The organism is Lysobacter sp., from assembly GCF_035655815.1.
Lineage (GTDB): Bacteria > Pseudomonadota > Gammaproteobacteria > Xanthomonadales > Xanthomonadaceae > Lysobacter_J.
The window spans coordinates 1-15,375 of the sequence record NZ_DASRTS010000070.1 but is presented as its reverse complement, the minus strand read 5'-3'; the positions used below and the strand labels follow the sequence as shown (position 1 = coordinate 15,375).

The following is a 15,375-nucleotide window of genomic DNA, read 5'->3' as shown; positions in this document are numbered from 1 at the left end:
GCCTGCAACTCCTTCCGCGATACGCACCGGCTATCCGGCTTCAGACACGCTCAACGGGCCGAGACAGTCGTGTCCGGCGATCCGGCCGCCTCGCTGCCGCTCGCACTCGCGACAGCCGGTGCAGGCGCCTTCAGCAGGCGAGTCAGATCGGCAGCGATGTCGTCCAGATCCTCCTCGGAGTAGCCCCTGCGAACAGTGTCGACACGCCCGTCCTTTCCGATCATCAGCATGTGCGGAATCGCCTGCACGCCGTACGCCTCACCGATGCGGCCGCTGGTGTCGCTGGTCAGCGTCAGCGTCAGATCCTTGAGACGGCGCTTGACCGCGCGATACGTGTCTCGGTCTTCCTTCCAGTTGATCGCGATGACCTCGATCCGGTCCTTGCCGGCCAGGTTCTGGATGTTCTCGAGGATCGGCAGTTCCTTGAGGCAGTACGGACACCACGTCGCCCAGAAAGTCAGGATCACGACCTTGCCGCGAAGGCGTTCGAGCGAGATCGGCTGACCCGACTCGTCCTTGCCGAACACATCCGGCGGCATATCGCCCTCACCGATCTTCGGTGCTCCGGCATGGGCCGCGGTCGCGATAACACATGCCAGCATCACGCTGGCGATCCATCGCTTGATCATGCTTGTTCCCCTGGGTCGCTGGGCGACCATCCCCGGCTGCTAATTAGCACGCGATGCGGGTGGCGTCCATGGAGTCCGGTGGCTTTACGCTAACGAACGCACTCCTTTGCGGTCGAACCTGCGCAGTCATCCACAATCGGGATGCATAAACGCGCTTCGTACGCTCCAACCCCGATGTAGCCGCCGGTTTTGCGGGGACTCTTCGCTGCGCTAGCTTGGTCGCACCTCAATGCCCGCCGCCATCCAGCGCCTTGAGTTCGCTCACCAGTGCGCTCGCCATCCCGGCACCGTCGCCGTACAGCATGCGCGTGTTGTCCTGGTAGAACAGCGCATTCTCGATGCCGGCAAAACCCGTGCCCTTGCCACGCTTGATGACGATGGTGTTCTTCGAATTGGCGACGTCCAGGATCGGCATGCCGTAGATCGGCGAGGCTGGATCGGTCTTGGCCACCGGGTTCACCACGTCGTTGGCACCGATCACCAGCGACACGTCGGTGTTGGGGAACTCCGGGTTGATGTCGTCCATGTCGGCGATCAGGTCGTACGGCACGCCCGCCTCGGCCAGCAGCACGTTCATGTGGCCGGGCATGCGGCCGGCAACGGGATGGATGGCGAACTTCACCTTCACGCCGCGATCCATCAGCTTCTGCGCCAGTTCCCAGATCTTGTGCTGCGCCTGTGCGACGGCCATGCCGTAGCCGGGCACGATCACCACGCGTTCGGCGTAGGCCATCATCGCGGCGACGTCGCCGGCTTCGATGGGCTTCTGCGAACCAGTGATCGTGTCCTGTGCCTGCCCGCCTCCGCCGAAGTTGGAGAACAGCACGTTGCGGATCGGCCTGTTCATTGCCTTGGCCATCAGCTGCGTGAGCAGCGTGCCCGCCGCACCGACCATGGTGCCGGCGATGATCAGCGCCTCGTTGCCCAGTACGTAGCCTTCGAACGCCACGGCCAGACCGGTCAGCGCGTTGTACAGCGAGATCACCACCGGCATGTCCGCGCCGCCGATCGGCAGCGTCATCAGCACGCCCAGCGCAAGCGCCAGCACGAAGAACGCGATGATCGCCGGCACCGACAGCGACTGGATGGCGACACCGCCGGCCACCAGCATCGCCACGAACACGGCGAGGTTGAACAATTGCTGGCCCGGGAACACCACACGCTTGTCCAGGCGGCCGTCCAGCTTGGCCCACGCGATGACCGAACCCGACAGCGACACCGCGCCGATGGCCGCGCCGATCACGGCCAGCACCAGCGCGGTGCGCGAAGGCGCCGCGCCCAGCGACGAGAAGCGCAGCAGCTCCACCGCGCCAATGGCCGCCGCCGAACCGCCGCCCATGCCGTTGTACAGCGCCACCATCTGCGGCATGTCGGTGATCGCCACCTTCTTGCCGGAAATCCACGCCGCAGCCGTGCCGATCACCAGTGCGATCACGATCAGGGCCAGGTTGTGCAGCCCCGGCAGCAGGAAGGTCGCCACCGTCGCGATCACCATGCCCAGGCCCGCCCAGCGGATGCCGCTGCGCGCGGTCACCGGCGAGGCCATGCGCTGCAGGCCCAGCAGGAACAGTGTGGCGGCGACGAAGTAGCTGGCGGACGCGATCCAGACCAGCGCGCTCATGCCTTGCCTCCGCCCTGGCCGGTGTCGCCGGGCTTGCGGCTGGACTTGAACATCTCGAGCATGCGTTCGGTTACCACGTAACCGCCGGCGGCGTTGCCTGCGCCCAGCAGGACGGCGATGAAGCCGATGACCTTTTCGAGGGTGGTGTCGGCGTGGCCCAGTACCACCATTGCGCCGATCAGCACGATGCCGTGGATGAAGTTGGACCCCGACATCAGCGGCGTGTGCAGGATCACTGGCACGCGCGAGATGATCACGTGGCCGGCGATGGCCGCCAGCATGAAGATGTACAGCGCCACGAACCCGTCGCCCATCATCCATCCCCGTCGAATTGTCGTCCGCATCATAACCGCCGATGAACGCGGCGCCAGATGTGTCAACCGCGCCACGCGCGAGGCGTTCCCCCTCTCGCAAGGCCCGCCCGGGCCGCGACCAGAGGAGGCACCGCGATGAGCTACGCACCCGGCAAGCGTCTGTTGATGGCGGGATTCGGGTTGCTCGCACTTGGCGCCATATCGGCGGCCAGCGCGGCCGATCACGGGGATCTCGTCGACCGGCGGATGGACCGCAAGGGCGACCGCATCGAGGCCCGACTGGATCGGCAGGGCGATCGCATTGATCACCGCCTCGACCTTCGCGCCGACCATCAGGCCGCGCTGGGCCACTGGCGCACCGCGGCCCGGCTGGATCGCAAGGGCGACCGCATCGACGAACGCCTGGACCGCCGCGGTGACGTGGCGGACGCACGCTGGGACCGGCGCGGCGACCGCTACGACCGCCGCTGGGACCGTTGGCACGGACATTAAGCGCGACCCCGTATGCTTCGACGCGTGAACCGCGAAACCGAAGACGACGTGCTGGCCGCCTCGCCGGCCGACGCACACGCCCGCTCCGCGTCCGGACCGGAGGCGCAGGCGCGAGTGCCCGCGTCGCTGGAGGAGTTCCTGGCGGGCATCGGCACGCGTGCGTTCCGTTTCGCCGAACTGGGATTGCGTAACCGCGACGACGCGCTGGATGCGGTGCAGGACGCGATGATGAAGATGCTGGCCTACCGCGACCGGCCCGCGGAGGAATGGACGCCGCTGTTCTGGAGCGTGCTGCGCAGCCGCATCATCGACGTGCAGCGCCGGCGCACCTTCCGCCTGCGCTGGCTGATGCCGGCGCCGGACAAGGACGATGTCGCGCTGGACTGGGCCGACGACGCGCCGGATCCGTCGCGGGCGCACGAGGGCCGAGAAGCCTACGGCAAGCTCGCCGATGCACTGGCGACCCTGCCGCGGCGACAGCGCGAGGCATTCACGCTGCGCGTGCTGGAAGAACTCGACGTCGCCACGACCGCGCGGGCGATGGGCTGCAGCGAAGGCGCGGTGAAGACCCATCTGTCGCGTGCGCGCGAAGCGCTGCAGCGGCAACTGGAGGATTGGCGATGAACCCCGGCAACGACCCCATGAACGACTCCCGCGACGACGCACGCTTCGACCAGGCCATGCGCGCACTGCATGCGCAGTCGCTGTCGAATATTTCCAGCAGCACGCGCGCGCGACTACGCGTGGCGCGACATGCCGCCGCGGCGCCGGCCGGTGCACGCGAGACGCGTCGCGGCTTCGGCTGGGTGCTGGCCAGCGGCTGCGCCGCGGTGTTCGCGCTGGTGATCGGCCTGCAACTGCGTCCTCCGCAGACCCCGGTGGCGCCCGCCGCGGCACCGGCCATCGCCGCCACGCCCGCGGGTTACGACGTCGACAGCGCCGTGGCCGTACTCGACGAGAATCCCGACCTCTACCTGTGGCTGGCGTCCAACGACGACGCCATGCCGTCCCTGGAGCAGTGACATGCGCCGCACCCCGATGTTCCTTCGTCCCACGCTGACCCTGGCCCTGCTGGCATCGGCAATCCCGGCATTGGCCGCCGATCCCCCCCCGGCCAATGCGTTGCCGGCATGGGAGCAACTGACCCCGGCCCAGCGCGAAACGCTGATTGCTCCCGTGCGCGAACGCTGGAACACGCAGCCCGACGAACGCGCGCGCATGCTCGACCGCGCGCAGCGCTGGCAGCAGATGACGCCCGAGCAGCGCAAGCGCGCGCGCCATGGCATGCAGCGCTGGGAGCACATGAGCCCCGAGCAGCGCGAACAGATGCGTGCGCTGTACGCGAAGATGAGCACGCTCGACCAGGAACAGCGCAAGGCCCTCAAGGCGCAGTGGCGCGAGATGACGCCGGACCAGCGCCGTGCCTGGGTGAAGGCCAACCCCGCGCCCGCCGACCTGCCGCCGCCTCCCCCGCGCGACTGATCGGCCGCCGGCGCTGGCCTTCGCCACCGCCCTTGCCCCATCCGCTAGGATGCGGTGACACCAGTCCGGGAGCGGAGCATGGCAGGCATCACGATCGGCGTGGCAGGCGAAACAGCGAGCGGCGAGCGCCGCGTCGCGCTGACGCCGGAAACCTGCAGGAAGCTCGTCGCACGCGGCGCGCACGTGCGCGTGCAGCGCGGCGCAGGACGGCAGTCGGCCTTCACCGACGAGTCCTATGCCGAGGCTGGCGCCGAGCTCGTCGACGATGCCGATGCCGCGTTGCGCGAAGCCGACGTGGTGCTGTGCGTGCAGCCGCCTCCGGCCGACGTGCTGCGCAGCCTTCGCCAGGGCACTACGGTGGTCGGACTGCTGGCACCGCAGTCGGACGCAGCGCGCGGCGAAGCGATTGCCGCACGCGGCCTGCTCGCGTTTCCGCTGGAACGCCTGCCGCGCACCACGCGCGCACAATCCATGGACGTGTTGAGCTCGCAGGCAGGCATGGCGGGCTACAAGGCGGTGCTGATTGCCGCACAGCTCGCGCCGCGTTTCTTCCCGATGCTGACCACCGCCGCGGGTACGATCCGTCCGTCGAAGGTGCTGGTGGTCGGGGCCGGCGTGGCTGGCCTGCAGGCCATCGCCACGGCACGTCGCCTCGGCGCGCAGGTGGAAGGCTTCGACGTGCGAACCGAAACGCGCGAGCAGATCGAATCGCTGGGCGGCAAATTCCTGGACCTTGGCGTCAGCGCCGCGGGCGAAGGCGGCTATGCGCGTGCGCTCACCGACGACGAGCGTGCCGAACAGCAGCGACGTCTCGCCGAGCATCTGAAGAACGTCGACGTGATCGTCTGCACCGCCGCGGTGCCCGGCCGTCCCGCGCCGAAGATCATCACCGCGGGCATGGTCTCAGGCATGCGTCCGGGCAGCGTGATCGTGGACCTGGCCGCGGAAACCGGCGGCAACTGCGAACTCACCCGTCCGGGCGAAACGCTGGACAGCAACGGCGTTACCGTCGCCGGCCCGCTCAACCTCGCCAGCAGCGGCGCGGTGCATGCCAGCGAGATGTATGCGCGCAACGTGTTCAACTTCGTCAGCCTGTTCGTGACCGACGAAGCGTCGCGCGAAGGCCGCCTCGCCTTCGACTGGAACGACGAACTGCTGGCGCGCACGGTGTGGCCGGAGCGCGCGGAGGCCGCGGCGGCTTGAGGCGCGCGGGGTCGCTCCTCGCTGTCCCGCATGCCGCCTGTGCTCGTCATCCCCGCGAAAGCAGGGATCCAGCGCCGTTTCACTTCCTGGATCGCGTTCGACGAGCCATGCCCTGCGCAACGTTCGCACTGGTCGCCAGCAAGCTGGCTCCTACGACAGCGTAGCCGGCAGCAGGAGCGCGCGAGCGCGGGGGCGCCCCCATGCTGTCCCCGCATGCCGCTTTGCTCGTCATCCCCGCGAAAGCGGGGATCCAGTGCCTTTTCACGCTTTCCCGCCGCGCTTGAACAGCCGCGCCTGCTTACCGACTTCATAGGAGCGATCCTGCTCGCGACAGCCCCCCCAGAACAAAAAAAGGCCGGTCATCGACCGGCCTTTTCGCTTGACGCACTGTCGACTAGCGCGCGCTCAACGCACAGTACCCGCACGATCCAGATGACGGCGCACCTGCCGCATCGCCTCGTCGAAGGCGGTGCGCTCGGCACCGATGGTCAGGCGACCGGCGCCGGCCAATGCGGCCAGCTCCTCGGCAGAGGCGACCAGCACGCGCAGGCCGCGACGGTTCACCAGCAGGTAGCGCGAGGTCAGCGGGCTGACCCAGGCGACCTTGGCCGCGGCGGCCTGGCCCTCTGCGTCGGTGAGGCGCACCCAGTCGCCGACTTCCAGCGTGCGCATGCGCTCGGCCAGCAGCGGGTCGTGGCGGACGGTGTCGGTGCCCCCGGCCAGCCACAGGCGGCGTTCGGTATCGGCCGCATCGTCCTCGGGCAGCGCCAGCGGCGGCGCGGGACGCACGCGGCGCGCGGTATCGGGATCGGCCAGCGCCCGCACCAGGCCTGCCATGCCGTGCTGGGCGGCGCTGTCGTCCAGGCCGGAGCTGGCCAGACATTCGATGATCGCCGGCTGCAGCGCGAGCAACTGGTCCGCCAGCTCATGGCCGCGGTTCTGCTGGGCCAACTGGTCGGCCATCACCAGCGCATCGCCCAGGGCGATGGCCTCGGCATGGCGGCGCGGGTCGGCGTTGTCGCGCAGCAGCGTCTGCACCACGTGGTGGCGCCATGGCATGGCCAGGAACTCGGCCACAGCCTGGGTCAGGGGCGCGGTGTCGATGCGCTCGTGCAGCGCGGCTTCGGCCTGCGAGCGCGCGGCGCCGAGGCGCTCGCGACCGTAGGTGGCCTTGGCGGCACGCTGTTCCTGCAGTTCGAAACGCCGGCGCTGCTGGGCCAGCAGGGCGTCGAGCTCGGCGTGCGCGAGTTCGAACACGGCCAGGTCTTCGTTGTACTCGGCCACGATGCGCTGCGAGATCTCTGTGGCGCGGTCGAGCAGCTCGCGATCCTGCGGCGTCTCGCCGTCGTTGCCTTCACAGGCTTCGGTGATCGCGTCGAGCAGGCGGCGCGCCGGATGTTCGCGCTTCACGAACACGGCGTTGTCGGTCAGCGCCACCTTCACGTACGGCAGCACCAGGCGCGCGTACAGGCGGCGCGCGCGGTCCTGCAGGGCGTTGTGGCGGAACAGCGAGTCGAACAGCAGCGCGACCAGGTCGATCGCGTCTTCTTCCTCGGGACTGAAGCAGGCCTGGTCCGGGTTGAGGCCGAGCCGACGTGCACCGTCCTGCAGGTGGTCGCGGATGGTTTCGCCCAAGCGTCCGGAGACCGCCAGCGCACGGGCGAAGGCATCCGGCGGCTCGGCCTGCAGCAGCGAAGCGACGCTGAGGATCTCGTCCACGCGCAGTTCGCGGCGCTGCATCACCGCGCGGTCCGGCAACGCGCCACCGGGCGCCGCACCATCGGCACGCGGCATGGTTTCGCGCCAGGCGTGCAGCTGGCTGCGCAGCTCGGCCAGTTCGGCCGACATCGCCGCGAGTTCCTGCTGCGACATCGGGCTGGACAGCGTGCGGCCGAAGTTGCCGGCGCCGGCGGCGGACATCGGGCCAGGCGACGGCGCAGGCGCTCCGCCGAAGCCCTCGCCCATGCCGCCTTGACCCATGCCGCCCTGGCCATGGCCGCGCGGCACCAGGTCTTCCTCGAAGCCGCGCCTGGGCTCCGTCGGCGCCACGCGCGGCGCAGGGGTCCCGGCGCCGTAGCCGGCGCTCGCGAGCAACGTGTTGATCCTGGCGTACAGCTCGCCAAGCACGCGCACCAGTTCCTGCTCGTAATGGCGGAACAGACGACCGCGCAGCGTGTCGGGCACCTGAGCGTCGAGCAAGGTCTGCGAGAACGCCGCCACCAGGCGCTCCGGGCCGATCGGATTGGCGCCCATCGGCACCCGCATGGCTTCGCCCAGGGCCTGCAGGCGGCCCTGCAGCATGTCGAGTGGCCGCGCGAAGCGCGCCACCAGCGATTCGTTAAGACGGCCGCTGGCCAGTTCGTATTCGAGTTGCTGTTCGTCCACCAGGCGCAGCTGGACGTCGCCACCGCTGCGGATGCGCAGCGCGCGGAAGTCGTCGAACGCCTGCGCCACCTGCTGGCGGAAGCGCATGACGTGCGTGGCCTGGTGCTGGCGGAGCACCCACAGCGCCGCCTGTTCTTCGTAATGGTTGTTCTTGCCGTCGCCCTTGAGCAGGGCCACCTTCAGCGCGTCTTCCACGGGCCCGTAAAGCGAGCCCGGCAGGCCGCCGAGGGCCTCCAGGGACTGGCGCTTGATTTCCTCAAGCACGCGCAACGGATCGGTACGCGTGGCTTGAGCAACGCCGTGCGGGTAGCCGGACACTGCGATTTCCCCAATTACGTGGTGTGCGACGTGGACCGAACGTGCCGTTGCCCGGCAGTTCCGCTGCTCATAGTGGCAAGATACGACACCGTCTTGCAGGCCCATTTTGAACAATTGTGACTGATGTCGCTAATCACTTCTGACCCCCGGCAAATCGACCAGGCCCTTGCCGCCCTGGACGCCCGCCGGTCGGTCCCGCCCAAGCAGCTCGGTGAGCCTGCGCCGGACCACCCCACCCTGCTCCGCCTGCTGGAATCGGCCGTGCGCGTGCCGGACCACGGCAAGCGCGTGCCATTCCGCTTCCTGAGTTTCCGTGGCGAGGCCCGCCACGCTTTCGGTGAGCAGCTGGCGGCCCGCAGCCGCCAGCGCGACCCGGCGGCCAGCGAAGCGGTGATCGAAAAGGACCGGCTGCGATTCTCGCATGCCCCACTGGTCGTGGCCGTCATCGGCCAGTTGGGCCCGGACGAGAAGATCCCCGAGTCCGAGCGCTTCTCCACCGCCTCCTGCGTCTGCTTCGCCCTCCTCCAGGCCGCCCAGGCGCTGGGCTACGGGGCGATCTGGCTGACCGGCTGGTTGGCCTACGACGCCGAAGTCGCCAGCTGGCTGGGCCTGGCCGAACATGAACGGGTGGTCGGCTTCATCCATATCGGCACACCGAAACTGGAGGCTCCGGAGCGCGAGCGCCCCGATCCGCGCGACCTGCTGACCGAGTGGACGCCGGCATGAACGCCCCGGCCCATACCGGCGGCACCCTGTTCCTGGTGGACGCCAGCCTTTACGTGTTCCGGGCCTGGCACTCCATGCCCAACGAGTTCCACGACCACGAAGGCTGGCCGACCAACGCCGTCCACGGCTTCGCCCGGTTCCTGCTGGAGCTGATGGACCGCGCCCGGCCGCAGAACATCGCCATCGCCTTCGACGAGGCGCTGGATTCGTGCTTCCGCAATTCGTTTTATCCGGCCTACAAGGCCAACCGCGAGCCTGCGCCGGAAGAACTGCGCCGCCAGTTCGGCCACTGCCGTGCCCTATGCACCGCGCTCGGCCTGGCCGTGCTGTCGCATAGCGAATACGAGGCCGACGACCTGATCGGCAGCGCATTGACCTCGGCGCGCGCGCACGGCTTCCGCTCGGTGATCGTGTCGGCCGACAAGGACCTGTCGCAGTTGCTGGGCGACTTCGACGAGCAGTGGGACTTCGCCCGCGGCCAGCGCTGGGGCGCGGCCGGGGTGCCGGAGCGCCACGGCGTGCACGCGCACCAGATCGCCGATTACCTGGCCCTGACCGGCGACGCCATCGACAACATCCCCGGCGTGCCGGGCATCGGCGCCAAGACGGCGGCCGCGCTGCTGGGTCACTTCGGCACGCTCGATGCGTTGCTGCAGCGCGTGGACGAGGTGCCCTTCCTGCGGTTGCGCGGCGCCGCCGCAGCCGCGGCGCGCCTGCGCGAACACCGCGAGCAGGCCCTGCTGTGCCGCCGCCTCACCACCATCGCGCTGGACGCGCCGCTAGGCGAAACCTCACTGCACTTCGCACGCGGGCGTGCGGACGCGGCGATCCTGGGTTCGCTGTGCGAATCGCTGCGCTTCGGCCCGATGACGCGCCGTCGCCTGTACGACGCGGCCGGGCTCGACTTCGCCGCGTCACAGCTTCCGTCGTAGCATCGCCGGATCGCTGCCGCCGTGCCGCCGCAGCCCAGAAGCCGATACCGGAGACCCGATGAACGACCACGCCGACGCGCCCGAACTCCTCTACGACGGCCAGTGGCTGCGCATGCTCAAGCGCGGCACCTGGGAGTACGTGGAGCGTACCAACGGCGACGGCATGGCAGTCATCGTCATCGCGGTGACGCCCGACGACAACGTGCTGTTCGTCGAGCAGTACCGCGTGCCGCTGGGCGCGTCGACCATCGAAATGCCCGCCGGTTTGGTCGGCGACGACCACGACACCGATACGCTGGAAGCCGCAGCGCGTCGCGAGCTCATCGAGGAAACCGGCTGGGCCGCCGATCGCGTGGACGTGCTGCTGGTGGGCCCCACGTCGGCCGGCATGAGCAGCGAGCGCATCGCCTTCGTCCGGGCCCGCGGCCTGACCCGCGTCGGCACCGGCGGCGGCGTCGGCAGCGAGAACATCACCGTGCACGAAGTCCCGCGTGCCCAGGCGCCGGCCTGGCTGATGCAGAAGCAGCGCGAAGGCTACGAGCTCGACCTCAAGCTCTGGGCGGGGCTGTGGATGATCGAGCACAACCCGGACGGGTCGCGGGTGGAGTGAGCTGGACTTCGATCGCGTGATGGCGCCTCGGGCAAGCTCGCCTGCGGCGTCCCGATCTGTTGCGCCCATCCGCCAACGTAGGAGCGAGCTTGCTCGCGACTCGCCGGCTTTACGACGTAAGAGCGAACTTGCTCGCGACTCGCCGGCCCGACGACGTAGGAGCGAGCTTGCTCGCGACTATTCCGCGGGGAGCAAGGTCGCCAGCAAGCTGGCTCCTACGGCGCTGACGCTCAGCGCGCGAATGCGTCCGTCGCGCGCACCAGCGCGTCCACGTTCTCCGCTTCGAACGCGGAGTGGCCCGAAGCCGGCGTGATCACCAGGTCCGCCTTCGGCCAGGCCTTCTTCAGGTCCCACGCGTTGGCGACGGGACACACCACGTCGTAGCGGCCGTGCACGATCACGCCGGGGATGTCGGCGATGCGATGCGCGTCGCGCAACAGCTGGTCGTCGGCATCGAAGAAGCCGCTGTGCACGAAGTAGTGGTTCTCGATGCGCGCGAACGCCAGCGCGAACTGCGGGTCTTCGTGGCTGGCGGCGAAGTCCGGATCGATGTGCAGGAAGCTGGTCGCGCCTTCCCACACGCTCCACGCCCGTGCGGCGGCCAGGCGCGTAGCCTCGTCGGACGAGGTAAGGCGACGGTGGTAGGCGCTGATCAGGTCATGGCGCTCGACCGGCGGAATCGCGGCCAGGTAGTGTTCCCACGCATCCGGAAACAGGCGCGAGGCGCCGTCCTGGTAGAACCACTCCAGCTCCCATCGGCGCAGCATGAAGATGCCGCGCAGCACCAGTTCGGTCACGCGCTGCGGATGCGATTGCGCGTAGGCCAGCGCGAGCGTCGAACCCCACGAACCGCCGAACACCTGCCAGCGCTGGATGCCCAGCATCTCGCGCAGCTTCTCGATGTCGGCCACCAGGTCCCACGTGGTGTTGTCCACCAGGTCCGCGTGCGGCGTGGATCGCCCGCTGCCGCGCTGGTCGAACAGGATGATCCGATAGCGCGACGGATCGTGGAAACGCCGCATCTTCGGACTGCAACCCGCACCCGGCCCGCCATGCAGCAGCACCACCGGCTTGCCGTCCGGATTGCCGCACTGCTCGAAGTACAGCGTGTGGCGGTCGTCGACCTTCAACGTGCCACTGTCGTACGGCTGGATCTCGGGATAGAGCGTGCGCATCGCGGGGCCTCGCGTGGGGGACGTGGATTGTAGCGCGCGGTCTGCGGTGCTCTGGCTGACGGCATCGCCGGATATGCAGCCGCATGAGCGATTCGCGGTGTGCAATCGATGGCACTACGTCGAAGGGGCGTTCGCCTGGCCCCCCTCGCCTTCGCCGATCGTCATCCCGGCGAAAGCCGGGATCCAGGCGGGCCGCGAAAGTGGGTCCACGCTGTTTCAGGGGCAGCGACGGGAGTGACCGGATCGCACAGCAAAGCGAATGGATTCCAGCTTTCGCTGAATGACGGACGCAGGAGGGCTGATGCGCTACGTCTTCTTCAGGCTCGCCCGAAACGCGCGGATCACACACGCCCCAGCGTCACCCGATCGCGCTGTTCCCAGTCGCGCTCGGTGACCACGGCTTCGAAGCCGGCGCGCTCGAACAATTCGCGCACGGAGCCGCCCTGGTCCCAGCCATGCTCGACCAGCAGCCACCCGCCGGGCTTCAGGTGTGCAGGCGCGCCGGCGACGATGCGGCGCAGGTCGTCCAGGCCGTCGGCGCCCGAGGCCAGCGCCGTGCGGGGTTCGAAACGCAGGTCGCCCTGAGCCAGATGCGCGTCGTCGTCGGCGATGTACGGCGGATTGCTGGCGATGACGTCGAAGCGCTCGCCTGCCAATGGCCCCAGCCAGTCGCCGGCGCGGAACTCGACGCGCTCCAGCCCCAGCGCGCGGGCGTTGATCCGCGCGACGGCCAGCGCCTGCTCGCTCGCGTCCGTGGCGACCACTCGCGCCTGCGGGCGCTCGTGCGCGATGGCCAGCGCGATCGCGCCCGTGCCGGTGCCCAAGTCGGCGACACGGACCTCCCCGCTCACGGGCAGCCGCTCCAGCGCCAGTTCGACCAGCCGCTCGGTTTCGGGTCGGGGAATCAGCGTGGCCGACGTGACCTGCAGGTCGAAGCGCCAGAAGCCGCGTTGCCCGAGGAGATAGGCCACCGGTTCGCCAGCGACGCGGCGCGCGACCAGCTCTTCGAAGGTCGCGACCCGGTCCGGGGGGACAAGGTCATCACGGTGGACATAAAGCCAGGTGAGGCCGACACCCAGGACGTGGGCCAGCAGGCGTTCGGCTTCGGCACGGCCCTCATCGAGCGGCAGGCGCTGCGCTGCATCCGCGACAAGGTTGGCGACGGTCGAGGACACGGGGAATGAATGCGACATGCCGCATTGTCGCCCGGGACGCCCGTCCGCCGAGGTGCGGGCGCCTTGATGGACCGGCGGCGGACCGCATGTCCTTGCGAGGGCACTAATGGCCCTCGTGGTTCGATAGCCAAATCCTATTGGATCAATTCCATCAATCAACTTGATGGATAGGATCGGCTTCCCTAACCTACTCGCACTGGTTTTCCACCCTCCCATCCACCCAGCAAAGGAACCATCCTGATGTCGCTGATCAACACCCAAGTGCTGCCGTTCAAGGCCACCGCCTACAAGAACGGCGAGTTCATCGAAGTCACCGACGCCAACCTGAAGGGCAAGTGGTCCGTCGTGTTCTTCTACCCGGCCGACTTCACCTTCGTCTGCCCGACCGAGCTGGGCGACCTGGCCGACAACTACGCCGAGTTCCAGAAGCTGGGCGTGGAGATCTACGGCGTGTCGACCGACACCCACTTCACCCACAAGGCCTGGCACGACACCTCGGACACGATCAAGAAGATCCAGTACCCGCTGATCGGCGACCCGACCGGCACGATCACCCGCAACTTCGGCGTGATGATCGAGGAAGCCGGCCTGGCCGACCGCGGCACCTTCGTGATCGATCCGGACGGCAAGATCCAGATCGTCGAGATCAACGCCGGCGGTATCGGTCGCGACGCGGGCGAACTGCTGCGCAAGGTCAAGGCCGCCCAGTACGTCGCCGCGCATCCGGGCGAAGTCTGCCCGGCCAAGTGGAAGGAAGGCGAGCAGACCCTGAAGCCGTCGCTGGACCTGGTCGGCAAGATCTGACGTTGCACCCCTTGTCCCGCATCGCGGGATGAGGCCGAGGGGGCGAGGCCGCCCGTGGACCCGCCCCCTCCCCTTGCCCCCCGGCAAGACGCTCGGTCAGTTCTGACCAGTTCCCTTTTGAATGTCGCGACGTTCGGGCTTCGCTCTCTCTCCCTCCCAAAGCCCGGGCGCTCGCGGCGTTCACCCTCAAGAAACGCATTGGAGTCATCGCATGTTGGACGCCGATCTCAAGACCCAGTTGAAGGCCTATCTGGAAAAGGTCACGCAGCCGATCGAGCTCGTCGCCTCGCTGGATGACGGCGACAAGTCGCGCGAGCTGGAAGGCCTGCTGCAGGACGTCGCCTCGCTTTCCGACAAGATCACCTACTCGCGCCGCGACGACGACGCGCGCCGTCCGTCCTTCGCGATCGTTCGCGCCGGCACCGACGTGAGCGTGCGCTTCGCCGGCATCCCGATGGGCCACGAGTTCACCTCGCTGGTGCTGGCCCTGCTGCAGGTCGGCGGGCATCCGTCGAAGGCTGCGCCGGAACTGCTGGAGCAGGTGCGCGACCTGGAAGGCGAGTACTACTTCGAAACGTACATGTCGCTCTCGTGCCAGAGCTGCCCGGACACGGTGCAGGCGCTGAACCTGATGAGCGCCATCAACCCCAACATCCACCACGTCGCCATCGACGGCGCGCTCTACCAGGACGAGGTCAACGAGCGCCAGATCATGTCGGTGCCGACGGTGTACCTCAACGGCCAGATGTTCGACACCGGCCGCATGACCATCGAACAGGTGCTGGCCAAGCTGGACACCGGTGCGTCGCAGCGCGATGCCGAGAAGATCAACGCGAAGGACGCCTTCGACGTGCTCGTGGTCGGCGGCGGTCCCGCCGGCGCGGCGGCCGCCGTCTACGCGGCGCGCAAGGGCATCCGCACCGGCATCGCGGCCGAGCGTTTCGGCGGCCAGGTGCTGGACACCATGGCCATCGAGAACTACATTTCCGTGGTCGAGACCGAAGGTCCGAAGTTCGCCGCGGCGCTGGAGCAGCACGTCAAGGCCTATGACGTGGACATCATGAATCTGCATCGCGCCGCGAACATCCGCCGCGAAGGCAAGCAGATCCTGGTGGACGTGGCCGGCGGCGGCCAGCTGAAGGCCAAGTCCGTCATCCTGGCCACCGGCGCGCGCTGGCGCGAACTGAACGTGCCCGGCGAACAGGAATACCGCAACCGCGGCGTGGCCTACTGCCCGCACTGCGACGGCCCCCTGTTCAAGGGCAAGGACGTGGCGGTGGTCGGCGGAGGCAACTCCGGCGTGGAAGCGGCCATCGACCTGGCCGGCCTGGTGCGCCACGTCACGCTGATCGAGTTCGGCGCGACCCTGCGCGCTGACGAGGTGCTGCAACGCAAGCTGCGCAGCCTGCCCAACGTCAAGATCATCACCCAGGCCCAGACCACGGAAGTGCTGGGCGACGGCAAGAAGGTGGTGGGCCTGAACTACCTGGATCGCGAGACCCAGCAGTC

16 protein-coding genes are annotated in these 15,375 nt (G+C 68.5%); 10 read left to right on the top strand and 6 right to left on the bottom strand.

Annotated features, from left to right (window positions below; translation table 11 throughout):
* Positions 1-50: 50 nt before the first annotated feature.
* From VFE83_RS18040 to VFE83_RS18030, 3 genes are all read right to left on the bottom strand, one after another.
* Positions 51-629 (bottom strand): TlpA disulfide reductase family protein, encoded by a 579-nt coding sequence (locus VFE83_RS18040; RefSeq protein ID WP_324908724.1) that lies wholly within the window; start codon positions 627-629, stop codon positions 51-53.
* A 226-nt stretch (positions 630-855) separates the two neighbouring features.
* Entirely contained in the window at positions 856-2,250 is a 1,395-nt protein-coding gene (locus tag VFE83_RS18035; RefSeq protein WP_324908722.1) for an NAD(P)(+) transhydrogenase (Re/Si-specific) subunit beta, read from the bottom strand.
* Positions 2,247-2,564 (bottom strand): NAD(P) transhydrogenase subunit alpha, encoded by a 318-nt coding sequence (locus VFE83_RS18030; RefSeq protein WP_324908720.1) that lies wholly within the window; start codon positions 2,562-2,564, stop codon positions 2,247-2,249. Before VFE83_RS18030 ends, VFE83_RS18035 begins: the two co-directional genes overlap by 4 nt.
* A 135-nt stretch (positions 2,565-2,699) precedes the next feature.
* Between VFE83_RS18030 and VFE83_RS18025 the strand changes: the two genes are divergently transcribed.
* The 5 genes from VFE83_RS18025 (at position 2,700) to VFE83_RS18005 (ending at position 5,741) form a co-directional block, all read left to right on the top strand.
* Positions 2,700-3,056: a hypothetical protein gene (locus tag VFE83_RS18025; RefSeq protein WP_324908718.1), complete on the top strand. Its 357-nt coding sequence runs from the start codon at positions 2,700-2,702 to the stop codon at positions 3,054-3,056.
* A 48-nt stretch (positions 3,057-3,104) separates the two neighbouring features.
* Positions 3,105-3,680, top strand: a complete 576-nt coding sequence (locus VFE83_RS18020; protein WP_324908799.1) for an RNA polymerase sigma factor — start codon at positions 3,105-3,107, stop codon at positions 3,678-3,680.
* Positions 3,681-3,697: 17 nt separating this feature from the next.
* Positions 3,698-4,078, top strand: coding sequence for a hypothetical protein (locus tag VFE83_RS18015; RefSeq protein ID WP_324908716.1), 381 nt, complete (start codon positions 3,698-3,700; stop codon positions 4,076-4,078).
* Position 4,079: 1 nt separating this feature from the next.
* On the top strand, positions 4,080-4,538 hold the full coding sequence (locus tag VFE83_RS18010; protein WP_324908714.1) for a DUF3106 domain-containing protein: 459 nt from the start codon (positions 4,080-4,082) through the stop codon (positions 4,536-4,538).
* A 78-nt stretch (positions 4,539-4,616) separates the two neighbouring features.
* Entirely contained in the window at positions 4,617-5,741 is a 1,125-nt protein-coding gene (locus tag VFE83_RS18005) for an NAD(P) transhydrogenase subunit alpha (protein WP_324908712.1), read from the top strand.
* A 405-nt stretch (positions 5,742-6,146) separates the two neighbouring features.
* Here the strand turns inward: VFE83_RS18005 and VFE83_RS18000 are convergent, their stop codons facing one another.
* A complete protein-coding gene (locus VFE83_RS18000) occupies positions 6,147-8,444 on the bottom strand; it encodes a DUF1631 family protein (RefSeq protein WP_324908710.1) in 2,298 nt (765 codons plus the stop codon).
* 123 nt (positions 8,445-8,567) lie between these two features.
* On the opposite strand from VFE83_RS18000, the gene VFE83_RS17995 reads away from it, so the two are divergent.
* Genes VFE83_RS17995 through VFE83_RS17985 form a run of 3 tightly spaced genes read left to right on the top strand, consistent with a single transcriptional unit; the run spans position 8,568 to position 10,712 of the window.
* Positions 8,568-9,170 carry a nitroreductase gene (locus VFE83_RS17995; RefSeq protein ID WP_324908708.1) on the top strand — a complete coding sequence of 201 codons (603 nt, stop codon included), beginning with the start codon at positions 8,568-8,570 and terminating at the stop codon, positions 9,168-9,170.
* Positions 9,167-10,102, top strand: a complete 936-nt coding sequence (locus VFE83_RS17990) for a 5'-3' exonuclease (RefSeq protein ID WP_324908707.1) — start codon at positions 9,167-9,169, stop codon at positions 10,100-10,102. Before VFE83_RS17995 ends, VFE83_RS17990 begins: the two co-directional genes overlap by 4 nt.
* 58 nt (positions 10,103-10,160) lie before the next feature.
* Positions 10,161-10,712, top strand: coding sequence for an NUDIX hydrolase (locus VFE83_RS17985; RefSeq protein WP_324908705.1), 552 nt, complete (start codon positions 10,161-10,163; stop codon positions 10,710-10,712).
* Positions 10,713-10,942: 230 nt separating this feature from the next.
* Here VFE83_RS17985 and pip read toward each other — a convergent pair whose 3' ends face one another.
* Both pip and prmC read right to left on the bottom strand, forming a co-directional pair.
* Entirely contained in the window at positions 10,943-11,887 is a 945-nt protein-coding gene (gene pip, locus VFE83_RS17980) for a prolyl aminopeptidase (RefSeq protein ID WP_324908703.1), read from the bottom strand.
* Between the two features lie 341 nt (positions 11,888-12,228).
* Positions 12,229-13,080, bottom strand: a complete 852-nt coding sequence (gene prmC, locus VFE83_RS17975; protein WP_324908701.1) for a peptide chain release factor N(5)-glutamine methyltransferase — start codon at positions 13,078-13,080, stop codon at positions 12,229-12,231.
* 222 nt (positions 13,081-13,302) lie between these two features.
* On the opposite strand from prmC, the gene ahpC reads away from it, so the two are divergent.
* Positions 13,303-13,866 carry an alkyl hydroperoxide reductase subunit C gene (ahpC, locus tag VFE83_RS17970; RefSeq protein ID WP_324908699.1) on the top strand — a complete coding sequence of 188 codons (564 nt, stop codon included), beginning with the start codon at positions 13,303-13,305 and terminating at the stop codon, positions 13,864-13,866.
* Positions 13,867-14,077: 211 nt separating this feature from the next.
* The coding region (gene ahpF / locus VFE83_RS17965) for an alkyl hydroperoxide reductase subunit F (RefSeq protein WP_324908697.1) at positions 14,078-15,375 on the top strand (1,298 nt) is incomplete at its 3' end.